Below are 21,432 nucleotides of genomic sequence, written 5' to 3' on the forward strand. Positions count from 1 at the left end.
CAGACCCCCGCCGGGGGAGGATGGATGCCGATGCACGAAAGAGGCCGGCCGGACCGAAGCCGACATGGCCCGACTTCGGCGGTCCGCTAGGAATCCGCGGCCGGCATGACCCAGGCGACCCCACCGAAGTCGACCGTCGAGCAGCGGCTCGCCGGCGCCGACCCTCGGATCTTCGTGTTTCTCGAGGCCTGGCGCCGGGCCCGGCACGACACGCTGGTGCCGTTGCGGTCCGATTTCGACCCGATGAGCGTTCCGGGCCTGCTGGCGCAGATGTGGATGTACCGCTACGACCCGATCCGCGGCGACTTCGTCTGCAAGCTCGCCGGCGAGGAGGTGAACGCCGCCTGGGGCGGCAGTATCAAGGGCAAGACGCTGCGGCAGATCCTGGGACCGGACGACCATCCGATCGTCCTGCAGCGCTGGAAGTTCATCCAGCGGGTGCCGCTCATCCACTACGGCTCGGCAGAGGAGCGCCTGTCGGCCCTGGAGACCCGGATCGCCGAGCGCCTGATCCTGCCGCTCGCCTCCGAACCGGATACCGTCGACCACATCCTCGGGCTCAGCCTGTACCGGATCTCGGCGGCCAATCGCGACCGTCCGGTCCTGGTGCCCGAGGACATCGTCCAGATTCCCTGCGCCGAGGTTTGAGGGGCTGCCGGGGGGGCGCAACCGGGGGGCGCGCTCGGGCTTGCGCGTCCGCACGAGGGCGCGCGACAATCGCCGCGCTCATCCGAAGCGCGACCGCCGGCTCACGGCGGCGCGGTCCGAACAAGGGAGGTCGGCGATGGCGGCACGGTGGAAGAACCGGCCGGAGGGCTCCAATTGGGGCGATTTCGGTCCCGACGACCAGCGCGGTCGGCTCAACCTGCTGACCCCGGAACGCGTGGTGGCGGCGGCCAGGGAGGTCCGCGAGGGCATCCGCTTCTGCCTGTCGCTGCCGCTCGACCTGCCGGGCGGGCGCGACCTGAACCCGCGGCGGTTCCCGCCGCGGCGGTTCTCGACCGAGCGCAACGGGCTGTCGAACTACAACTTCCCGCTGGCCGAGGACAATCCGGAGCTGACCGACGTGGTCTCCGACGACGCGGTGCTGCTGTGCCTGCAGTACTCCTCGCAATGGGACAGCTTCGCCCATGTCGGCTCGCTGTTCGACGCCAACGGCGACGGCATTCCGGAGATCGTCTACTACAACGGCTGGACCGGGCTCGAGCACCTGGTCGCCGCCCAGCCGCGCAACGACGCCGCCGACCCACTGATGCGGTTCGAGGGCGTACGGGCGAAGGCGCTCGGCATCGAGAACATGGCCCAGGCCGGCGTGCAGGGCCGCGGGGTGATGATCGACCTGCACCGTCACCTGGGCGACGAACGCACCGTCGTCGACTTCGCCACCCTCGACCGGATCATGAAGGAAGACGGCATCGTGGTGGAGGAGGGCGACATGGTCTGCCTGCACACCGGCTTCGGGAAGATGCTGGTCGAGCGGGCCGGCAACCCGGACCCCGACGCCCTGCACAACGCCTATCCGGCGCTCGACGGCGGCGACCCGGAGCTGCAGGACTGGATCCGCGACAGCGGGCTGGCGGTGCTGGTCGCCGACAACTACGCAGTCGAGCACATTCCGGGGCGCGACCGCCGCAACGGCCCGAAGCGGGCGATGATGCCGCTGCACGAGCTCTGCCTGTTCAAGCTCGGCATCCACCTCGGCGAGATCTGGTACCTGACGGCACTGGCCGAGTGGCTGCACGCCAACAGCCGCTCACGCTTCCTGCTGACCGCTCCGCCGCTGCACCTGCCGGGCGTGGTCGGTTCCCCCGCCAACGCCATCGCCACGGTTTGAGATCGCCAGAATGAGCGCCCCGTCTTCCCAGGACCGTCCCGACGTCGACACCCTCCGTGCCCTGGTCAGCCCGCGTTCGATCGCGGTGATCGGCGCCTCCGACGATCCGACCCGGATCGGCGGAAGGCCGCTCGGCTACATGCTGCGCTCCGGCTTCCAGGGACCGATCTGGCCGGTCAACCCGAAGCGCGAGACCATCCAGGGCCTGCCGGCCTTCGCCTCGGTCGACGCCCTGCCGGCGGCACCGGACGCGGTGATCGTGGCGGTGCCGGCGGCGGTGGTGCCGGAGACCCTGGAGGCGTGCGCCGCCAAGGGGGCGAAGGCGGCGGTGGTGTTCTCCTCCGGCTTCGCCGAGATGGGCGACGAAGGGCGGCAGGCCCAGGACCGCATCCGCGCGATCGCCCGTGCCGGCGGCATCCGGGTGCTCGGTCCCAACTGCCTCGGCGTGTTCAACGCCCACAACGGCTGGATCGCGACGTTCTCGAGTTCGGTCGAGCGCGAGCCGCCGGCACCGGGGCCGGTGGCGGTCGCCAGCCAGTCCGGGGCGTACGGCAGCCATGCCTTCGCGCTGCTGCGGGCGCGCGGCGTCGACACCGGCATCATGATCACCACCGGCAACGAGGCCGACGTCGACCTGGCCGACGCCATCGGCTACCTGGTGCGCGACGAGGCCACGCGGGTGATCGTCGCCTATGCCGAGGGAATCCGTGACGGCGACGCCCTGAGAGCGGCGCTGGCGGAAGCGGCCGCCGCCTGCAAGCCGGTGATCTTCATGAAGGTCGGGCGGTCGCAGGTCGGCGCGGCCGCGGCGGCCTCGCACACCGCGGCACTGGCCGGCTCCGACCGGGTCTATGACGGCCTGTTCGCGCAGTACGGCGTGATGCGGGTCGACTCCACCGACCAGTTGCTGGACGCCGCCCAGATCGCCTCGCGCGGGCTGTTCCCCGACGGCGACCGCCTCGGCCTGGTGACGATCTCCGGCGGTGTCGGCGTGCAGATGGCGGACGCCGCCGAGGATTGCGGCCTGTCGGTGCCGGAGATGCCGGCGGACGCCCAGCGCGAGCTGAAGGAGCTGCTGCCGTTCGCGGCGGTCCGCAACCCGGTCGACGTCACCGCCCAGGCCTTCAACGACCTGACGCTGATCGGCAAGAACCTGACCCTGATGCTGGAGAAGGGCGGCTACGACGTGGTCGTGGCGTTCTTCACGGTGGTCGCCGGCGCCAAGGCGATCGCGGGGCCGCTGATCGAGATCCTGACCGAGGCGCGGGCCAGCTATCCGGACCGCGCGATGATCCTGTCGCTGGTGGCGACGCCGGAGATCGTCCGCCAGTACGAGGACGCCGGCTATCCGGTGTACGAGGACCCGACCCGGGCGGTGGCGGCGGCCGCGTCCGTGATGCGGTTCGGGCGGTTCTTCGCGCGCCCGGCGGAGCCGGCGCCGCCGGCGGTCCCGGCTGGTGCGCCGGCGGTGCCCGCGGTCATGCTGGCGGAGCACGAGGCGACCGACCTGCTGGAGGCCTGGGGCGTGCCGTTCGTGGCCCGTCGGCTGGCGAAGACCGCCGACGAGGCGGCGGCCGCGGCCGCCGCCATCGGCGGCCGGGTGGTGCTGAAGATCGCGTCGGCCGACATCCAGCACAAGACCGAGGTCGGCGGCGTGATCGTCGGGGTCGAGGGGAACGACGCGGTGCGGGCGGCCCACGCCAGGCTGCTGGACCGGGTCGGGTCGGCCGCGCCGGCGGCCAGGCTGGACGGCGTGATCGTCGCGGCCATGGCGCCGGACGGCGTCGAGGCGGTGGTCGGCGTGCAGCGCGACCCGACCTTCGGGCCGGTGGTGATGGTCGGGCTCGGCGGCGTGCTGGTCGAGGTGCTGGAGGACGTGGCGTTCCGGCTGGCGCCGTTCGGCGTCGCCGAAGCGCGGCGGATGATCGCGTCCCTGAAGGGCGCCAAGGTGTTCGAGGGTGTGCGCGGCGCGCCGCCGGCCGACGTCGAGGCGCTGGCCGGGCTGCTGGCCAGGGTCTCGGTGTTCGCCGCGGCCGAGGCCGGGCGGATCGAGAGCGTCGACCTGAACCCGGTGCGGGTGCTGCCGAAGGGGCAGGGCGTGGTCGCGCTCGACGCGCTGATCGTGCCGGTGACCGGGTAGGGCGGCCGGGTAGGGCGGCCGGGTAGGCGGGTGGCGCAGCGGGTTGCGCTGAATCAAGGAACGACGGGCCGGTTCGCGCTACGGTGCGCGCGACGGTTGCCGTTTCGGGAGGAGGGCTTCGGATGAACCGGATGCTGGCGCGTGACGTGATGTCGACGGATCTGATCGTGGTGGCCCCCGCGACCACCGTCGACAAGATCGCCATGATCATGATGCTGAACCTGATCAGCGCGGTCCCGGTGGTCGACGAGAAGTTCCATCTGCTGGGGATCGTCAGCGAGGGCGATCTCGTGATCCGGGACGAGGCCGGGACCGTGCCGCGGCAGTCCTGGTGGCTGAAGCTGTTCGAGAGCTCGGAGGAAATGGCGCGCGAGTACACCAAGTCGCACGGCCAGACGGCGGAGGACGTCATGACCCGCCACGTGGTCAGTGTCGGGCCGGATGCGACCACCGCGCAGGTCGCCGACATCATGCGCCGCCGCGGCATCAAGCGCGTGCCGGTGGTCGAGGACGGCAAGCTGGTCGGGATGGTCACGCGGGCGGACATCGTGCAGATGGTCGCCCTCGGCGCGTCGGCCGCGACCGACGACAAGCGGCCCGACAACGAGATCCAGGAAGAGATCATGGACCGGCTCAGGAACGAGGCCTGGGTCGACACCGCGTTCCTGTCGGTCAGCGTGCAGGATCACACGGCCGAGGTTTCGGGGCTGATCGCCTCGGAGGACCAGAAGCACGCCCTGACCGTGCTGATCCGGGAGGTTCCCGGCGTCAAGTCGGTCAGGAACATCACCCGCGTGATGAGCCTGCCCGCGCTGTGACGGCCGGCGGGCCGGGCCGGGCCCTGCACTTCGTCACCCATCCCGAGGTCGTCATCGATCCGTCGGTGCCGATCACCGAGTGGCCGCTGTCGCCGTCCGGACGCGAGCGGATGGCGCGGTGCTGCCGCAAGCCGTGGGTCGGCGGGCTGTCGGCGCTGTACTCGAGTGCCGAGCGCAAGGCGCTGGACGGGGCGGCGATCCTGTCTGCCGCCACCGGCCTGACGGTGCTGGTACGCGGCGAACTCGGCGAGAACGACCGCTCGGCCACCGGCTACCTGCCGCCGGCCGAGTTCGAGGCCACGGCCGACCGGTTCTTCTCCGAGCCGGAGGTGTCGGTGCGCGGCTGGGCCCCGGCGGTAGACGAGCAGCGGCGGATCGTCGCCGCGATCGAAGCGGTGATCGCCGAGGCGCCGGGGCAGGGCGACATTGCCGTGGTGTCGCACGGCGCGGTCGGGGCGCTCCTGCTCGCGCATCTGCTCGGTCAGCCGATCGGCCGGCGTTTCGATCAGCCTCGCAACGGCGGCGGCAACCTGTTCGCGGTCGACGTCGCGACCGGCGCGCTGCGGCACGGCTGGCAGCCGATCGACTGAGCGACGCATCCGGTCATGGGTTCCGGATCGGCCGCGTTGCTGCGCGTCCGTCCGGGATGAGGCTCGGAGGGTTCACCACATTCACCCCTCATCCCGGGCGGCGCAAAGCGGCGACCCGGGACCCATGCACTGGGTGCGCGAGGCGTTGCGGAGAAGTCGAAATCTTGGTACATATGTACCAAGACAACGAGCGAAGTTCGCCATGACCGAGACCAGAACCGTCGACCGCGTGCAGACCGGGGTCCGCCTGGAGCGTCGCCTGCTGAAGGTGATGAAGGGGGTGGCCGAGCTGCACGACATCAGCCTGGGCGACCTGATCGAAGGGGTCATGCTGCACGCCTTCGAGGGCAAGGCGCCGTTCGGTCCGGAAACGCTCGAACGGATCACGAGGCTCAAGGCGGTGTACGACCTCGACCTGACGGCGGCGGACAGCCACAAGCTGACGGAGAGCCCCGATGACCGATGACGAGTTCGCCGCCGCGTTCGAGGCGCTGACCCTGCCGCCGAGCGCGTTCCGGCACGCCGATCACGTGCGGCTGGCCTGGATCTACCTGCGCCGCATGGCGCTGCCCGAGGCGATGCGGCGCTATGCCGACCGGTTGCGCGCCTTCGCGGCGCATGTCGGCAAGCCGGGGCTGTACCACGAGACCATCACCTACGCCTTCCTGATGGTCATCAACGAGCGCATCGCCGACGGGCCGGAGGCCGAGGGCTGGGACGGCTTCCGCGACCGCAACCCGGACCTGTTCGGCGGCGTGCGGGGCGCGCTCGGCCGCTGGTACAGCGAACAGCGGCTGACCTCGGAGCGGGCCCGCGCCGGCTTCGTGATGCCTGATCGCATCGCCGCCGGATAGAGTCGGAGCTTCAGATGGGTCCCGGCTCTCCGCGGCTTCGCCGCTGCGGCCGGGATGAGGACAAGAGGGAACTTTCATCATCCCTCATCCCGGGCAAGCGCAGCGCGACCCGGGACCCACGAAGCGCCAGGCGGTGGTTCCGTCCCTATCCCTTGCCGGCCAGCATGCCCTCGATCAGGACCTGCACGCGCAGCGCCTCCTCGGGGGTGGCCAGCAGGCTCTTCTCGCCACGGACCAGCTTGTCCAACTCGTCGAGCTGGCGCTGCAGCGACGAGCGCCGCGGGTCGGCCGGGAACTCGTAGGCCGCCGCCCAGTCGCCGCCCGAGGACTTCCAGAGCTGGTAGAACTCGGTGAATCGGAAACTGGTCTTCGCCGCCTTGACGGTGACCTCCTGGCGGTCCGGCTGGGCGCCGCCGACCGTGCCGATCACGCTGACCGGGCGGCCGTCGGCGGTCTCCAGCCGGGCCAGGATCTCGCTCTCGCACAGCGCCGGGTCGGCCGGATAGCTCGGCCGCGCCCATTTCAGGGTGAGCGGCGCCAGGAACCGTTCCGACAGGAACAGGAAGTGCGAGATCACCTCGCGGGTGTAGCCGCCCTCGGCCTTGAAGCGCAGCCAGTCGGCATCGACCTGCCAGGCGCGCGGCCAGGCCGGGTAGGTGACGACGATGTCGATGCCCAGCACGTCGCCGGTCTCGCCGCCGGCGATCGCGTTGCGCAGGACCTCGAAGCCGATCGACGAGGCCTGGGTGAAGTTCACGGCGGCGCGGGTGCCGGCGAGGCGCTTCACCAGGTCCTCGCTCTCGGCGATGTCGACGCCGAGCGGCTTCTCCAGGAACACCGTCTTGCCGGCGGCGGCCGCCGCCAGGGCATAGGCCTTGCGCGGCACCGGCGGGCAGGCGAGGTAGACGACGTCGGCGGCGGCGATCGCCGCCTCGGCGCTGTCGACCACCGGCACCCCCGGCGCCACCTCGCGGGCCTTGGCGCAGGACTCCGGCGACGGGTCCCAGAGCGCCACCGGCTCGAAGCCCGGGTGGAACACCAGGTTGTCGAGCAGCCGCCGGCCCATGATGCCGAGGCCGATGATCGCGGTCTTGTGGGTCATCCGTGCTCTCCTCAGTAGCCGAGCGCGCAGCCGTCCTTGCGCGGGTCGGAGCCGGCGACCAGGCAGCCGTTGGCCCGGTCGATCCAGATCCCCTGGCTGCCGCCGAGCGGCTTCTCCATCGGCTCGAGCACGTGGCCCTTGGCCTCCAGCGCGGCCAGGGTCTCGGCCGAGAAGGTGTTCTCGACCTGCAGCTTGCCGGCGAGCGCGAAGCTGCGCGGCGCGTCCATCGCCTCCTGCACGTCCATGCCCAGGTCGAGCACGTTGCTCAGGAAGCCGGCATGACCGGTCGACTGGTACTGGCCGCCCATGACGCCGAACGGCGCCACCGCCAGGCCGTCCTTGACCACCATGCCGGGGATGATGGTGTGCATCGGCCGCTTGCTCGGGCCGATGGCGTTGGCGTGGCCTTCCTCGATCCGGAACGACCGGCCGCGGTTGTGCAGCATCACGCCGGACTCCGGCGCCATGATGCAGCTGCCGAAGCCGGAGAAGATCGAGTTGATGAAGCTGACCGCGGTGCCGTCGGCGTCGACGCAGGACAGGTAGATGGTGTCCTTGTGGACCGGAAAGTCGCTCGGCCGGAAGCTGCCGGCGCGCTCCGGGTCGATCATCGCCCGCAGGCCCTTGGCGTGCTCCTCGGACAGCAGCCAGTCGACCGGCACGTCGACATGGCGCGGGTCGGAGACGTAGCGGTCGCGCTGGGCGTAGCCGAGCTTGGTGGCCTCGGCCAGCAGATGGACGCGCTGCACCTCCGACAGCCCGGCGATGTCGTAGCCGGACAGGATGTTGAGGATCATCAGCGCGCAGATGCCCTGGCCGTTCGGCGGGCACTCGTAGATGTCGTGGCCGCGATAGGTCGACTTGATCGGGGTGACCCAGTCGGCGGTGGCGGTCGCGAAGTCCTCGACCGTGTGCAGGCCGCCGAGCCGGCGCAGCTCCGCGACCATGTCCTCGGCGACCGGCCCGGTATAGAAGCCGTCGCGGCCCTGCTCGGCGATCCGCCGGAAGGTGGCGCCGAGCTTCGGCTGGCGGTGCCGGGTGCCGATCGCCGGCGCTTTGCCGTCCACCAGCATGACCTCGCGGGCGACCGCATGCTGCAGCAGGCGCGGGGTGTCCTCGACCCAGTCGGAGCCGACCCGCGGCGCCACCGGGTAGCCGCCTTCGGCCAGTCGGATCGCCGGCTGCAGAAGCTCGTCCAGGCCCTTGCGGCCGAACCGCTCGAGCAGCAGCGACCAGGCCGCGACGGCGCCCGGCACGGTGACCGAGTGCGGGTCGGCGGTCAGGCCGATCTCCTTGATGCCGCGCTCCAGGTACCAGCCGAGCTCGGCGGCGGCCGGCGCCCGGCCGGAGCCGTTCAGCGCCACGATCTCGCCGGAACCCTTCGGTGCCACCAGGGCGAAGCAGTCGCCGCCGATGCCGGTCATCGCCGGCTCGACCACGCACAGCACCGCGCAGGCGGCGACGGCGGCGTCGGCGGCGGTGCCCCCCGATTTCAGCACCTCGATGCCGACCTGGGTGGCCAGCGGGTGCGAGGTGGCGATGGCGGCGTTCGGGGCGTAGACCGGCGAGCGGCCGGGGCGATGAAGATCGCGCATGGAGTCGGTTCCTCCCGAGGATGATCGAAGCGTGATAGCGACCCCCGCAGGTCCCGGCAAGCCGGGTGACGCAACGGCACTCGTTCCCGGCGGGAGGGGGTGTCGACGGGCGAGGCCCGGCAGTCGCTGCGGTTGCGGGCGGCGGAGCGGCGGGTGGGTTCCGGCTCGACCGCGCCGGGGCGGCGCGCCCGTCCGGAATGACGAAGAATGTGGGCGAGAAGCCTTCCCTCCCTGGTCGTCATTCCGGACCGGCCCGCCCGCGGTGGGACGGAGCCGGAACCCACGGCGCGGCAGGCGCAGGCCGACATGGACGACGACGGCGAGCTCCGCCTATAGTCCGGTTTCGATGAAAAGCCATTTCATTTGGAGGACGCCGTGGCGCTCGACGCCGAGACCCTGAACCAGCTGCTCGACACCGTGCGCCGTTACGTCGACGAGCGCCTGATCCCGCTCGAGGAGCAGGTGTCGCGCGACGATCGGATCCCCGACGAGATCCCGGCCGAGATGGCCGAGATGGGCCTGTTCGGGATCTCGATCCCGGAGGCCTACGGCGGGCTCGGCCTGACCATGGGCGAGGAGGCGCGGGTGATGATGGAGCTCGGCCGTGCCTCGCCGGCGTTCCGCTCGCTGATCGGCACCAATGTCGGGATCGGCAGCCAGGGCATCGTCATCGACGGCACCGAGGAGCAGAAGCAGGCCTACCTGCCGCGGCTGGCCAGCGGCGAGCTGGTCGGCTCGTTCTGCCTGACCGAGCCGGAGGCCGGCTCCGACGCGCAGTCGGTGCGGACCTCGGCCCGCAAGGACGGCAACGGCTGGATCCTGAACGGCACCAAGCGGTTCATAACCAACTCCAGCCGGGCCGGGGTGCTGACCGTGATGGCGCGCAGCGATCCGGACGCCCCCGGCTCGTCCGGCATCACCGCCTTCCTGGTCGACGCCAAGTCGCCGGGGATCTCGATCGGCCGGCCGTACCGCAAGATGGGCCAGCAGGGCACCCACGTCGCCGACATCGTCTTCGAGGACGTCCGGGTGCCGGCCGACGCGGTGGTCGGCGGGGTCGAGGGCCGGGGCTTCAAGACCGCGATGAAGGTGCTGGACCGCGGCCGCATCCATCTGTCCGGCGTGTGCGTGGGCATCGCCCGGCGGCTGATCGAGGAATCGCTGCGTTACGCCACCGAGCGCAAGCAGTTCGGCTCGCGGATCGCCGACTTCCAGCTGGTGCAGGCGATGCTCGCCGACTGCCAGACCGAGATGTACGCGGCGCGCTCGATGACGCTCGACGCCGCCGCCCTGTACGACGCCGCGGGCAAGGCGCCGATGGAGGCTGCCTGCTGCAAGTACTACGCCTCCGAGATGGTCGGGCGGGTCGCCGACCGCGCGGTGCAGATCCACGGCGGTGCCGGCTACATGGCGGAGTATGCGGTCGAGCGGTTCTACCGCGACGTCCGGCTGTTCCGGATCTACGAGGGCACCTCGCAGATCCAGCAGATCGTGATCGCCCGGAACATGGTGAAGGCCTGGACCGACGGCGGCTGACGGGTGTGGCCGGCGCGCAACGGACGTCGGCCGGCCGCTGCAATCGCGCAACAGCAGGCACCGGGGGCGACGGGCGGCGTTCGCCGGGGAAGGGGCAGATGTGCCGCCGGTCCTGCCTCCGCCCACCAGCTGTTGTGATCGGCCGCGAACCCGTCCGCCCGGACGGTGTGGCGGCGGCGTTGCACGACGGCTACGGCCCCGGACGGCGGTCGGGCGATTGGGCCTCGACGCGCCCCCCCTGCCTGGGGCATGAGGAACCGGTCAACCGAGCTCCGAGCGAGAGGCACCCGAATGAGCCAGTCGATCCTGGAAGTCCTGAGCCATCACATGACCTGCGTCGCCCGCAGCGACGTCGACGGCATCATGCAGGACTACACCGACGCGTCGGTGCTGTTCTCGCCGGACGGCGTGCTGACCGGGAAGGACCAGATCCGGCAGTTCTTCGCCAACCTGACCGGCTCGATGATGCCGGCGGGAACCAGCTTCGTCGCCGTCCGCCAGGACGTCCGGGGCGACACGGCGTTCCTGGTCTGGCAGGCCGATTCGCCGTCGCTCAAGTTCCATATGGGGACCGAGACCCTGACCATCCGCGACGGCAAGATCGTCGTCCACAGCTTCGCCGCGGCGATCGAGCGCAAGGGCGGCTGACCGCCGGCCGGAACCACGGCCCCGGCCGGGCCGCGCCGCCTTCGTAGGGGTGGCGTTGAAGTCGCACGCGTCTCCGTCAGGCGGCCAGGTCGGTCGCCGAGCGGGCAAGCCGGGCGGTGACCAGGCCGATCGCCGCCACCACGGCGCCGGCGGCCACGCCTTCCCAGTGCCCGACCCCGAGGTCCTCGCTGCCCGGGAAAGCGAACAGCAGGCCACCGACGAACACCAGCGCCTTGGCGAGCCACCCGGTGCTTCCGCTGCCGAGCCTGCCGAACCCGACCAGGTAGGACTGGGTGGCGCCGGCCACCAGGGTGACGCCGACCAGGGCGCTGGCCAGGACCACCAGGATGTCCAGGGTCTCGCCGCGCAGGATGAGCGCCGGCTCCATGACGAAGAAGAACGGGATGAAGTAGATGATCGAGCCGATGCGCATCGCCGTGAAGCCGGCACGCATCGGGTCGGAGCCCGAGATCGTGGCGGCCGCGAAGGCGCCGAGCGCGACCGGCGGGGTGATGAAGGACAGCATTCCCCAGTACAGGATGAACAGGTGCACAGCCATCGGGTCCAGGCCCGAGGACACCAGCGACGGCGCCAGGACGATCGCCAGGAAAACGTAGGCGGCGGTGACCGTCATTCCCATGCCGAGCACGAAGCTGGTGGCGGCGCCCATCAGCAGCAGCGCGAACACCGAGCCGCCGGCCAGTAGGATGAGGTCGGTCGCGAGCGAGCCGGTCAGGCCGGTCACCGACAGCGCCCCGACGATCAGTCCGATCGCGCCCAGGATCGCCACCAGCTCGGCCAGCACCTTGCCGGTCTCCAGGAAGAAGTGGCGGATGCCGCTCAACCCCAGCCGCTTGCCGAAGATCTGGTTGGTCGCGAGCAGCACCGCGGTGGCGTAGAACGGCGCCATCGCCTCCTGCTTGAGATACAGCAGCATCCAGACCAGCAGGGCGAGCGAGAACAGGTAGTGCCAGCCCTTCTTGAACACGTCGAGGAGCCGGGGCAGTTCTTCGCGCGGCAGGCCCTGCAGCCCCTTGCGGGCCGCGTAGGCGTCGATCTGCAGGAACAGGCCGAGGTAGTACAGGATCGACGGGATCACCGCGGCGATCGCGATGTCGACGTACGGTACTTCGATGAACGACGCCATCACGAACGCGGTCGCCCCCATCACCGGCGGCATCAGCACCCCGCCGGTCGACGCGCACGCTTCGACGGCCGCCGCCGTCTGCCGGTCGAAGCCGGTGCGGCGCATCGCCGGGATCGTGAGGGTTCCGGTCGTCAGGACGTTGGTGATGACCGAGCCGCTCATCGATCCGAGCAGCCCGCTGGAGAAGATCGCGACCTTGGCGCCGCCGCCGCGAACGTGGCCCAGCAGGGCGAACGCCAGGTCGATGAAGAACCGGCCGGCGCCGGTGTGCTGCAGCGCGATGCCGAAGATCACGAAGCCGATGACGAGCTTGCCGAACGCCCGCATCGGGATGCCGAACACCGCCTCGGCCGAGAACGCGTAGTACTGGCCAACTTCCCACAGCGGCTGCTGGGCGCCGTTGAGCGGGCCGGGCATCAGGTCGGCGACCGGCGGATAGAACGAGAACAGCAGGACTATGATCGTCAGGGCGAGGCCGGCCGCGCGGCGGGCACCCTCGATCATCAGGATCCACAGCACGAAGCTTGCCCAGCGGGCGTGGTCGGGCGCCAGGTACTCCCAGCCTTCCTCGACCGCCGGCACCGCGTTCCAGGCGAGATAGCTGCCGAGCGCGAAGGTCAGGACGAACAGCGCGACGTCGTAGAGCGGCGGCTGCGCCCGGTCCTTGTCGGCGGCCCGCATCGGGAACACCAGGAACACGATCGGCAGCAGCAGCGCGACCAGCAGGTCGAGATAGGCGAGGTCGAGGATGACCCAGCCGACCGAGGACCCGAGGTTGAACAACTGGTAGATCGACAGCGCCACCGCGGCGACGACCATCGCGATCACGATCGCATTCCAGCCACGCGGCAGAACGCGGTGGCGGATCGTGTCCGCCACCGCGACATCCGTCCGCGAGCCCGTGTCGGGCACGCTCATCCGTCGGTCTCCAGTTTGTGACGGACGATCGTTACTCGATCACCGGCTTCATGCCCGCGCCCTTGAGCGCCGCGACCCGGGCCTTGCCCCAGCCTTCCAGGAACGCGGCCTCGTCCGCGGGGGCGTTCTTGGTGAACTCGGCCCACGCACCCTGCAGGACCTCCTGGCGCTTCACCAGGCCGTCGTTGTGCTGCTGCATCGCGTCGGTCCAGACGCCGATCTCCTTGAAGTACTTGATCGCGCCGTCGTGGTACGGGACCGCCCATTCGAACGCCTGGTTCGCGAGCGCCCAGCCGGCGGCACCGGGAGCGCCGTCCTTGTAGGCGTCGAAGCTTTCGACGACCGCCTTGGTGATGTTGTAGATCAGGTCGGAGTCGGCATCGGTGCGGACGGTCAGGATCGGGTACGGATAGGCCATGCCCTCGATCGGCGACGCCTTGTCGACGTTGGTGCCGGCCGACACCTTGTGCTGGTTCATGTACGGCGCCATGTCCTTCAGCCGCTTCCAGCCGTCGGTGTCGGAGAACGGCAGCGGCGGCCACAGCAGGCCGCGCGGGCTGGCGGCGACGGCCTTGGTCGCGCCGGAGTTGCTGATCGCGAAGGCGGCGTCGACCTGGTTGTTGGTCATGCCCTCCCAGGACGCGCCGAAGCCGGCGAACTCGACCTTCTCGACGTCGTCCCAGGTCAGCCCGGCGAACGCCAGGAACGCGGTGACGTTGTGGTTCAGCGCCGGAGCCGCCTTGACCCAGGCGACGCGCTTGCCCTTGAGGTCCTTGTACTCCTTGACGCCGACATCGCCGGCGACGCCGACCATCAGCCCGGCGCCTCCGGTCGACGACATCACGATCCGGATGTTCTGGGGACCCCAGTCGGGCTTGTCGAAGCCGAAAACGCCCTCCTGGGCGAAATACGTGCCGACGCCGTTGGCGACGGCTTCGACCTTGCCGACCTGCAGCGGGCGCAGGCGCGAGACGTCGTTCTTGCCGGGAAGCACGCGAAGGTTGACGCCGTACTTCTCCTTGAAGGCCTTGCCCATCGCGACCGCGTGCGCGTGGCCGGCGGAGCCGGTGTCGTAGGCCGTCCAGGCCATCGTGCTCGGCAGTTTGACGTCCGCCGCCGCGGAACCGGCGGTCATCAGCAGGGCGGCGGCCCCCATCAGCGCGCTGCTCAGGCGCACGCCCATCTTCATCTGCATGGCGTTCCTCCTCGTGATCCTGCGTGTCCGCGGGTTGTCCCCGCTTGTCGAGTTGGCGAGTATGGTCGGCGGCCGCCGGCCCGACAAGTGACGCCGGCTGAAAAATTCCGAAATCGGCAAGCAGTATTCCGAAGTACGGAATACTGCTCTCGGCTCGACGGCTCGGACGGGGCCGTGCGACAGTCGCCCGGCATCATACATCCGTCCGGGAGCGCGCCATGGCCGGCATCAACGAGAAGACCGTCATCACCTGTGCCCTGACCGGCGGCTTCGACAATGCGCACATGAACCCGGCGATCCCGGTGACCCCCGAGCAAATCGCCAACTCGGCGCTGGAGGCCGAGCGTGCCGGCGCGGCGGTCGCCCACATCCACGTCCGCGATCCGCATACCACCAGGGCGTCGATGGACCCGGCGCTGTACCGCGAGGTGGTGCAGCGGATTCGCGACGCCGGCTCCAAGCTTGTCCTGAACCTGACCACCGGCGCCGGCGGCCGCTACATTCCCGGCGACAACGAGCCGCTGTCGCCGGCCGCGGGGTCGACCCTGACCACGCCGGCGATCCGGGTGCAGCACGTCGACGAGTTGCGCACCGAGGTGTGCACGCTGGACATCGCCACCATGAACTTCGGCGAGCACGTGTTCATGAACACGCCGGCGCACCTGCGCGAGATGGCGAGCCGGATCCGCGAGGTCGGGGTCAAGCCGGAGCTCGAGGTGTTCGATGCCGGTCACGCCCGGCTTGCCGCCAAGATGGTCGAGGACGGGCTGATCGCGGGGCGGCCGATGTTCCAGCTCTGCCTCGGCATTCCCTGGGGGGCGCCGGCGACCGCGCAGACCATGGCGTATCTCGCCAGCCTGCTGCCGGCGGGGGCGGTGTGGTCGGGCTTCGGGATCAGTCGCATGCAGTTCCCGATGGCGGCGCAGGCGGTGATCCTGGGCGGTCACGTCCGGGTCGGCCTGGAGGACAACCTGTATCTCGAGCGCGGCGTGCTGGCGCCGTCGAACGCCGCCCTGGTGGAGCGCGCGGTGACTATCGTGGAGGCGCTCGGCTCGAAAGTGGCGACGCCGGACGAGGCGCGCGAGATCTTCGGCCTCGGCGCCGCCGGGTGACTGCCGCTCCGCAGTCCTGACGTTCGGGCGGTCGCTCATGATTCGACGCGTTTCCCCGGCCACGGTGGTGGCCGTGTCGGCGGTGTTCTGGGGCCTCTGGTGGCTGCCGCTGCGGTCGCTCGACGCGACCGGGCTGGGGCCGATGGCGCTCAACCTCTGGCTCTACGTGGTGGCGGCGCTGGCGCTGCTGCCGGTGCTGTGGGCGCTGCGCACGAAAGCGCTGGCCGGCGGGCCGGCGCTGCTGCTGTCGGCCGGGCTGTTCGGGATCGCGATCCTGGCCTGGAACGGGGCGTTGCAGACCGGCGAGGTCGTGCGGGTCACCCTGCTGTTCTTCCTGATGCCGGTCTGGGCGACGGTGCTCGGCCGGCTGTTCCTGGCGGAGCCGATGGGGGGCCGTCGGATCGCCGCGATCTGCTTCGGGGTCGGTGGCGCGCTGGTGCTGCTGGCCGAGGCCTGGCCGCCGGTTCCGAAGGCGCTCGGCGACTGGCTCGGGCTGCTGTCCGGGATGCTGTTCGCCGGATCGGCGACGGCCGCCCGCTACGGCCGGGTCGACGGACGGGTGCTGACGGCGCTGGCCTTCTTGATCGGTGCCGGGCTGGCGGCGACCGCCGTGGCCCTCGGTCCGGAGCCGGCGCTGCCGCCGTCGCCCGCCGTGCTGCTGCCGGTGGCGGCGGTCGCGCTGTTCTGGCTGATGCCGATCACCTGGGCGCAGTTGTGGGGCTCGGCCCGGCTCGATCCCGGGCGGCTGGCCCTGCTGATGCTGCTCGAGGTGGTGGCGGCGGCGGTCTCGGCGGCGCTGCTGACCGACGAGCCGTTCGGGTTGCGGGAGGCGGCCGGGTGCGTTCTGATCCTGGCGGCCGGCGCCCTGGAGGCGACCGGCCAGACCGTCGAACCAACGGAAATCCGCAGGAGCGCGACATGAAGGCCTGGCAGATCGTCACCGACGGCATCGACGCCCTGAGGCTCGCCGATCTCGAAGTGCCGGTCCCCGGGCCGGGCGAGGTCCGGGTCAAGGTCGAGGCCAGTTCGATCAACTACCGCGATCTGATGACCATCAAGCACGCGGCGGCCCGCGGCATCCCCTTGCCGCGCATCCCGAACTCCGACGGCGCCGGCACGGTGACCGCGGTCGGGCCGGGGGTGACCGGGATCGCGGTCGGCGACCCGGTGGCGTCGTGTTTCTTCCAGGACTGGACCGACGGCGCCTGCTCGCCGGAGGCGATGGCGAGCGCGCTCGGCGGTGCCCTCGACGGGGTGCTGGCCGAGGAGGTGGTGCTGAAGGCCGACGGCGTGGTGCCGGTGCCGGCGCACCTGTCGACGCTCGAGGCCGCGACCCTGCCGTGCGCCGCGCTGACCGCCTGGAACGCCCTGGTCGAGGTCGGCCGCCTGAAGGCCGGCGACACCGTGCTGCTGCTCGGCACCGGCGGGGTGTCGATCTTCGCGCTGCAGTTCGCGACCGCCATGGGCGCGCGCGTCATCCTGACCTCGTCGAGCGACGCCAAGCTGGAGCGTGCCCGGGCGATGGGGGCGGCCGAGACCGTCAACTACAGGGCCAATCCCGACTGGCAGAAGGCGGTGCTGGACCTGACCGGCGGCCGCGGCGTCGACGTGACGGTCGAGGTCGGCGGCCCCGGCACACTGGCGCGTTCGGTCGAGGCGACCCGGGTGGCCGGGCGGATCGCGCTGATCGGCGTGCTGACGGGCGGCACCATCGACCCGACCCTGATCATGCGCAAGTCGATCACCCTGCAGGGCGTCTACGTCGGCTCGCGCCGGATGTTCCGCGAGATGAACAAGGCGCTGGAACTGCACTCGATCAAGCCGGTGATCGACCACACGGTGCCGTTCGCCGACGCCAGGGCCGCCTACCACGCGATGGAGGCGGCCGGGCATTTCGGCAAGATCGTGATCTCCGGGTAGGGGGCCTACAGGCGGCGGCTGGGGCGGACCGGCACGTTGCAGCGCGGCCCGCCGGTCTGGCCGGGTATCGGGGAAACCGCCGGCGGAACGTCTTCGGCCTCCAGGAGAACCGCGTCGCGGGCGTAGGGCTCGGGTTCCGGCGTCCCGTCCGGGTGCAGGTCGTAGGTCGCCTGATGCAGCTCGTAGCTGTCGGTCGCAGCCCACGGGCCGCGCCAGCTTGGGGGTGTCGACGGCAGCAGGGCGTAGACCGTCATCACCATGTCGACCCGATCCACGCCGAGCGGCAGGCACACCAGGCTGTGTCCCATCGAGCGGCTGCGGCCGATCTGCAGGCGGGTCGCGGCGACCGGCCGCCCCAGGTCGACGACCCGGTCGTAGATCCGGCGGACCATGTCGCGCTGCCAGTCGAACAGCAAGGCGTCGATCGTCTGGCCGGTCAGGTCCTGGCCGATCTCGTGGACGATCCAGGTTCCGAACAGCCGGTACCGCAGGACGGTCGGTTCGCGGCCGGCCACGTCGCGGATCACGTCGAGCAGGGCGACCCGGCCGATAGCGGCCTGGAGGTCCGGCAGGTCGAAATCCGACCGCTCGGGCAGGCGGCGACCAGCCTTCCGTTCGTGCCAGAGCCGAACCAGGTCCCGCTGGCTCTCGTCGAGCGGCATATCCATTCCCCGGTCCCCCCGGATCGTCGATCCGGCGACAATACACACGCCGGTCGGCGATTGCCGCACCCCGATCTTGGAATGAAGCGCCGCTTCACCGAATTGACCCCCGACCGCCCGCGTGGCACATCGTGCGGCGCAACGCGGCTCGCTTCCGTGCCGCGACAGACATCCAGATCCGGAGGACGCCATGGCCGAGGCTTTCGTGTGCGATGCGATCCGCACGCCGATCGGGCGCTACGGCGGCGCGCTGGCGCAGGTGCGCGCCGACGATCTCGCCGCCCATCCCATGAAGGCGCTGATGGCGCGCAACCAGGGCGTCGATTGGGAGGCCGTCGACGAGGTCTACTACGGCTGCGTCAACCAGGCCGGCGAGGACAACCGCAACGTCGCCCGCATGGCGCTGCTGCTGGCCGGGCTGCCGTCGAACATCCCGGGCTGCACGGTCAACCGGCTGTGCGCGTCGGGCATGGAGGCGGTCAGCGACGCCGCCCGCATGATCAAGACCGGCGAGGGCAGCCTGGCGATCGCCGGCGGGGTCGAGCACATGACCCGCGCGCCGTTCGTGATGGCCAAGGCCGGCACCGCGTTCGCCCGCACCGCCGAGGTCTACGACACCACCATCGGCTGGCGGTTCGTGAACCCGGCGATGGAGAAGCAGTACGGCACCGACTCCATGCCGGAGACCGGCGAGAACGTCGCCGAGAAGTTCCAGGTCCGGCGCGAGGACCAGGACGCCTTCGCCTATCGCAGCCAGCAGAAGTGCAAGGCGGCGGTCGAGCGCGGCCGCCTGGCGCGCGAGATCGTCCCGGTCGAGATCGCCGGCCGCAAGGGCCAGGTGACCGTGGTCGACAAGGACGAGCACCCGCGCCCCGAGACCACCATGGAGGCGCTGGCGAAGCTCGGCACGCCGTTCCGCAAGGACGGCGGCTCGGTGACCGCCGGCAACGCCAGCGGCGTCAACGACGGTGCGGCGGCGCTGATCGTGGCCAGCGAGGCGGCGGCCAAGAAGCACGGCCTGACCCCGCGCGCCCGGGTGATCGCGGCGGCGGCGGCCGGCGTCGAGCCGCGGATCATGGGCATCGGTCCGGCTCCGGCGTCGAAGAAGGCGCTGGCGATCGCCGGCCTGTCGATCGACCAGATGGACGTGATCGAGCTGAACGAGGCGTTCGCCAGCCAGGTGCTGGCCAGCCTGCGCGAGCTCGGGGTCGCCGACGACGACCCGCGGGTCAACCCGAACGGCGGCGCCATCGCGCTCGGTCACCCGCTCGGCGCCAGCGGCGCCCGGCTGGTGCTGACCGCCGCCGAGACCCTGCACGAGACCGGCGGCCGCTACGCGCTGTGCACCATGTGCATCGGCGTCGGCCAGGGCATGGCCATGGTGATCGAGCGGGTGTGACGCCCGCCACGGTCTGATGCGACGGCCCGACGCGATGGCGGCAGCCGGTGGGTCCCGGCTCGCCGCTGTCGCGGCGGCCGGGATGACGACGATAAAGAAGCGGACCCTATTCCTGACGTCATCCCGGACGGGCGCGCCGCAGGCGGGACCGATCCGGGACCCACGCAGCGACGGGCGAACGCCGATACTCAACATCCGGACAGCTCAGGGAGAGACCACGCCATGATCGACCCGAACGCCAAGGATCTCGTCGTCGGTGTCGTCGGCTGCGGCGCCATGGGGCAGGGCATCATCCAGGTGGCGCTGCAGGGCGGCCTGCGCGTGGTCGCTTACGACGCCCGCGAGGGCGGGGCGGCGGCCGGGCGCGACGCGGTGATCGGCCGGCTGAATCGGCTGGTCGAGAAGGGCACCCTGGAGGCCGACGCGGCCGCCGGCATGGGCGAGGCCCTGACCGTCGCCGGCGACATCGCCGACCTCGCCTCCGCCGGGGTGATCGTCGAGGCGGTGTTCGAGGACATCGAGGTCAAGCGCGCGCTGTTCGAGAAGCTCGAGGCGGTGGTGGCGGCGGACGCGATCATCGCCTCCAACACCTCGTCGCTGCCGATCGGCTCGCTGGCGCGCGGCTGCAGGCACCCGGCGCGGGTCGCCGGCCTGCACTTCTTCAACCCGGTGCCGCTGATGCGGCTGGTCGAGGTGATCCGCGGCCCGGCGACCGACCCGGCGGTGATCGACGCGCTGGTGGTGATCGGCAGACGGTTCGGCCGCACCCCGGTCGTGGTCAAGGACTCGCCGGGCTTCCTGGTCAACATGGGCGGCCGCGCCTTCACCACCGAAGGGCTGCACCTGCAGCACGAGGGGGTGGCGACGCCGGCCCAGGTCGACGCGGTGATGCGCGACTGCGGGCATTTCCGGATGGGGCCGTTCCAGCTCATGGACCTGACCGGGATCGACGTGAACTACCCGGTCTCGATGATCGTGTTCGAGCAGTTCCTGAACGACCCGCGGCTGCGCACCACGCCGCAGCACCGCGCGCTGTTCGACGCCGGCCGGTTCGGCCGCAAGACCGGGCAGGGCCACTACAGCTACGACGGCAAGGGCAACGTGGTCGACGCGCCGAGCGCCGACCACGCCAGCGACGCTGCCCCGGCGACCGCCGTGCACGTGGCGACCCCGAACGACGCGGCGCTGCTGGAGATGCTCGACCGGGTCGGGCTGGCGGTGCGCGGCGACGACGGGCACATCCCGGTGGTGGCGGCGCTGTACGGCGAGGACGCCAGCGGGTTCTGCGCCCGCACGGTCAGCGATCCGAGGCGCCTGGTGGCGATCGACACCACCGGCGACACCTCGAAGCGGGCCACCCTGATGACGGCGCCTGGTGCCGGCCCGCAGGCCCGCGACGCGGTGGCGGCGGCGTTCGCCAGGGCCGGCGTGGCGCCGACCGTGATCGCCGACTCGCCCGGCTTCATCCTGCAGCGCATGCGGGCGATGATCGCCAACCTCGGCTGCGAGATGGCGCAGATAGGCCTGGCGACGCCGGAGGACATCGACACCGCCATGAAGCTCGGCCTGAACTATCCGCTCGGGCCCCTGGAGATCGTCGAGGACATGGGCGTCGCCCACACCTACGGCATCATCTCGGCGATCCACGAGGCGACCCGGGACCCGCGCTACCGCCCGTCGCTGTGGCTGCGCCGCCGCGCCCTGCTCGGCCTGCCGGTGCACACGCCGGCGTAGGGCGCTGAGGCCTGCCTGGGTCCCGGCTCTTCGCGGCTCTGCCGCTCCGGCCGGGATGAGGGTGTGTTGTGTTCCTTCCCTCATCCCGGCCGTAGCGAAGCGGAGAGCCGGGACCCATGCCCCAGCTTGACCAGCCCGTAACCCCTTCCCCGCAAAGCGGTTCCCGCAAATCCGCGCTTTGACCGCACGGGCCCGCCCGCCATGATCCATCCGCCCGAGGGGGCGGGA

At 71.0% G+C, this 21,432-nt stretch carries 19 protein-coding genes; 14 read left to right on the forward strand and 5 right to left on the reverse strand.

Annotated elements, in window-relative coordinates:
• Window positions 1-105: 105 nt before the first annotated feature.
• The 7 genes from IE246_RS20400 (at window position 106) to IE246_RS20430 (ending at window position 6,236) form a co-directional block, all read left to right on the forward strand.
• Window positions 106-648 (forward strand): PAS domain-containing protein, encoded by a 543-nt coding sequence (locus IE246_RS20400; protein ID WP_189993097.1) that lies wholly within the window; start codon window positions 106-108, stop codon window positions 646-648.
• A 136-nt stretch (window positions 649-784) separates the two neighbouring features.
• Window positions 785-1,834, forward strand: a complete 1,050-nt coding sequence (locus IE246_RS20405) for a cyclase family protein (RefSeq protein WP_189993099.1) — start codon at window positions 785-787, stop codon at window positions 1,832-1,834.
• Between the two features lie 10 nt (window positions 1,835-1,844).
• The gene (locus tag IE246_RS28195; protein WP_189993101.1) at window positions 1,845-3,974 is read left to right on the forward strand and encodes an acetate--CoA ligase family protein; all 2,130 of its coding nucleotides are present in this window, start codon (window positions 1,845-1,847) and stop codon (window positions 3,972-3,974) included.
• 122 nt (window positions 3,975-4,096) lie between these two features.
• Window positions 4,097-4,792: a CBS domain-containing protein gene (locus IE246_RS20415; RefSeq protein WP_189993103.1), complete on the forward strand. Its 696-nt coding sequence runs from the start codon at window positions 4,097-4,099 to the stop codon at window positions 4,790-4,792.
• Entirely contained in the window at window positions 4,789-5,382 is a 594-nt protein-coding gene (locus IE246_RS20420; RefSeq protein WP_189993105.1) for a histidine phosphatase family protein, read from the forward strand. Before IE246_RS20415 ends, IE246_RS20420 begins: the two co-directional genes overlap by 4 nt.
• Window positions 5,383-5,584: 202 nt before the next feature.
• A complete protein-coding gene (locus IE246_RS20425; RefSeq protein ID WP_189993106.1) occupies window positions 5,585-5,848 on the forward strand; it encodes a hypothetical protein in 264 nt (87 codons plus the stop codon).
• Window positions 5,838-6,236, forward strand: a complete 399-nt coding sequence (locus tag IE246_RS20430; protein ID WP_189993108.1) for a hypothetical protein — start codon at window positions 5,838-5,840, stop codon at window positions 6,234-6,236. Before IE246_RS20425 ends, IE246_RS20430 begins: the two co-directional genes overlap by 11 nt.
• A 145-nt stretch (window positions 6,237-6,381) precedes the next feature.
• Here IE246_RS20430 and IE246_RS20435 read toward each other — a convergent pair whose 3' ends face one another.
• Both IE246_RS20435 and ggt read right to left on the reverse strand, forming a co-directional pair.
• Window positions 6,382-7,338, reverse strand: coding sequence for a Gfo/Idh/MocA family protein (locus IE246_RS20435; RefSeq protein ID WP_189993110.1), 957 nt, complete (start codon window positions 7,336-7,338; stop codon window positions 6,382-6,384).
• An 11-nt stretch (window positions 7,339-7,349) separates the two neighbouring features.
• A complete protein-coding gene (gene ggt / locus IE246_RS20440; protein WP_189993112.1) occupies window positions 7,350-8,933 on the reverse strand; it encodes a gamma-glutamyltransferase in 1,584 nt (527 codons plus the stop codon).
• Window positions 8,934-9,308: 375 nt separating this feature from the next.
• Here ggt and IE246_RS20445 point away from each other — a divergent pair, with 375 nt between their 5' ends.
• Entirely contained in the window at window positions 9,309-10,469 is a 1,161-nt protein-coding gene (locus IE246_RS20445; RefSeq protein ID WP_189993115.1) for an acyl-CoA dehydrogenase family protein, read from the forward strand.
• Between the two features lie 291 nt (window positions 10,470-10,760).
• On the forward strand, window positions 10,761-11,117 hold the full coding sequence (locus tag IE246_RS20450; protein WP_189993117.1) for a YybH family protein: 357 nt from the start codon (window positions 10,761-10,763) through the stop codon (window positions 11,115-11,117).
• A 76-nt stretch (window positions 11,118-11,193) separates the two neighbouring features.
• Here the strand turns inward: IE246_RS20450 and IE246_RS20455 are convergent, their stop codons facing one another.
• Complete coding sequence (locus IE246_RS20455) at window positions 11,194-13,143, reverse strand: TRAP transporter permease (protein WP_229837414.1); 1,950 nt, start codon at window positions 13,141-13,143, stop codon at window positions 11,194-11,196.
• A 70-nt stretch (window positions 13,144-13,213) separates the two neighbouring features.
• The gene (locus IE246_RS20460) at window positions 13,214-14,377 is read right to left on the reverse strand and encodes a TAXI family TRAP transporter solute-binding subunit (RefSeq protein WP_189993120.1); all 1,164 of its coding nucleotides are present in this window, start codon (window positions 14,375-14,377) and stop codon (window positions 13,214-13,216) included.
• Between the two features lie 218 nt (window positions 14,378-14,595).
• On the opposite strand from IE246_RS20460, the gene IE246_RS20465 reads away from it, so the two are divergent.
• The 3 genes from IE246_RS20465 to IE246_RS20475 are packed head-to-tail and all read left to right on the forward strand — an operon-like array spanning window position 14,596 to window position 17,409.
• Window positions 14,596-15,489: a beta-keto acid cleavage family enzyme gene (locus IE246_RS20465; RefSeq protein ID WP_189993122.1), complete on the forward strand. Its 894-nt coding sequence runs from the start codon at window positions 14,596-14,598 to the stop codon at window positions 15,487-15,489.
• A 37-nt stretch (window positions 15,490-15,526) separates the two neighbouring features.
• On the forward strand, window positions 15,527-16,411 hold the full coding sequence (locus IE246_RS20470) for a DMT family transporter (protein WP_189993124.1): 885 nt from the start codon (window positions 15,527-15,529) through the stop codon (window positions 16,409-16,411).
• Window positions 16,408-17,409 carry a zinc-dependent alcohol dehydrogenase family protein gene (locus IE246_RS20475; RefSeq protein ID WP_189993126.1) on the forward strand — a complete coding sequence of 334 codons (1,002 nt, stop codon included), beginning with the start codon at window positions 16,408-16,410 and terminating at the stop codon, window positions 17,407-17,409. The genes IE246_RS20470 and IE246_RS20475 overlap by 4 nt, the downstream gene beginning before the upstream one ends.
• Before the next feature lie 5 nt (window positions 17,410-17,414).
• Here IE246_RS20475 and IE246_RS20480 read toward each other — a convergent pair whose 3' ends face one another.
• Window positions 17,415-18,077, reverse strand: coding sequence for a PAS domain-containing protein (locus IE246_RS20480; RefSeq protein ID WP_189993127.1), 663 nt, complete (start codon window positions 18,075-18,077; stop codon window positions 17,415-17,417).
• A gap of 184 nt (window positions 18,078-18,261) precedes the next feature.
• Here IE246_RS20480 and pcaF point away from each other — a divergent pair, with 184 nt between their 5' ends.
• Entirely contained in the window at window positions 18,262-19,470 is a 1,209-nt protein-coding gene (gene pcaF, locus IE246_RS20485; protein WP_189993129.1) for a 3-oxoadipyl-CoA thiolase, read from the forward strand.
• 222 nt (window positions 19,471-19,692) lie between these two features.
• Window positions 19,693-21,204 carry a 3-hydroxyacyl-CoA dehydrogenase gene (locus IE246_RS20490; protein WP_189993131.1) on the forward strand — a complete coding sequence of 504 codons (1,512 nt, stop codon included), beginning with the start codon at window positions 19,693-19,695 and terminating at the stop codon, window positions 21,202-21,204.
• Window positions 21,205-21,432 lie beyond the last annotated feature (228 nt).

This window comes from Thalassobaculum fulvum (assembly GCF_014652915.1).
GTDB classification, from domain to species: Bacteria; Pseudomonadota; Alphaproteobacteria; order Thalassobaculales; family Thalassobaculaceae; genus Thalassobaculum_A; species Thalassobaculum_A fulvum.

Coding starts and splice junctions, on each gene's coding strand:
- IE246_RS20415 (WP_189993103.1), top strand. CDS start 4,097: ATGAACCGGATGCTGGCGCGTGACGTGATGTCGACGGATCTGATCGTG.
- IE246_RS20435 (WP_189993110.1), bottom strand. CDS start 7,338: ATGACCCACAAGACCGCGATCATCGGCCTCGGCATCATGGGCCGGCGG.
- IE246_RS28195 (WP_189993101.1), top strand. CDS start 1,845: ATGAGCGCCCCGTCTTCCCAGGACCGTCCCGACGTCGACACCCTCCGT.
- IE246_RS20430 (WP_189993108.1), top strand. CDS start 5,838: ATGACCGATGACGAGTTCGCCGCCGCGTTCGAGGCGCTGACCCTGCCG.
- IE246_RS20480 (WP_189993127.1), bottom strand. CDS start 18,077: ATGGATATGCCGCTCGACGAGAGCCAGCGGGACCTGGTTCGGCTCTGG.
- IE246_RS20470 (WP_189993124.1), top strand. CDS start 15,527: ATGATTCGACGCGTTTCCCCGGCCACGGTGGTGGCCGTGTCGGCGGTG.
- IE246_RS20465 (WP_189993122.1), top strand. CDS start 14,596: ATGGCCGGCATCAACGAGAAGACCGTCATCACCTGTGCCCTGACCGGC.
- IE246_RS20425 (WP_189993106.1), top strand. CDS start 5,585: ATGACCGAGACCAGAACCGTCGACCGCGTGCAGACCGGGGTCCGCCTG.
- IE246_RS20405 (WP_189993099.1), top strand. CDS start 785: ATGGCGGCACGGTGGAAGAACCGGCCGGAGGGCTCCAATTGGGGCGAT.
- IE246_RS20475 (WP_189993126.1), top strand. CDS start 16,408: ATGAAGGCCTGGCAGATCGTCACCGACGGCATCGACGCCCTGAGGCTC.
- IE246_RS20400 (WP_189993097.1), top strand. CDS start 106: ATGACCCAGGCGACCCCACCGAAGTCGACCGTCGAGCAGCGGCTCGCC.
- pcaF (WP_189993129.1), top strand. CDS start 18,262: ATGGCCGAGGCTTTCGTGTGCGATGCGATCCGCACGCCGATCGGGCGC.
- IE246_RS20460 (WP_189993120.1), bottom strand. CDS start 14,377: ATGCAGATGAAGATGGGCGTGCGCCTGAGCAGCGCGCTGATGGGGGCC.
- IE246_RS20450 (WP_189993117.1), top strand. CDS start 10,761: ATGAGCCAGTCGATCCTGGAAGTCCTGAGCCATCACATGACCTGCGTC.
- IE246_RS20490 (WP_189993131.1), top strand. CDS start 19,693: ATGATCGACCCGAACGCCAAGGATCTCGTCGTCGGTGTCGTCGGCTGC.
- ggt (WP_189993112.1), bottom strand. CDS start 8,933: ATGCGCGATCTTCATCGCCCCGGCCGCTCGCCGGTCTACGCCCCGAAC.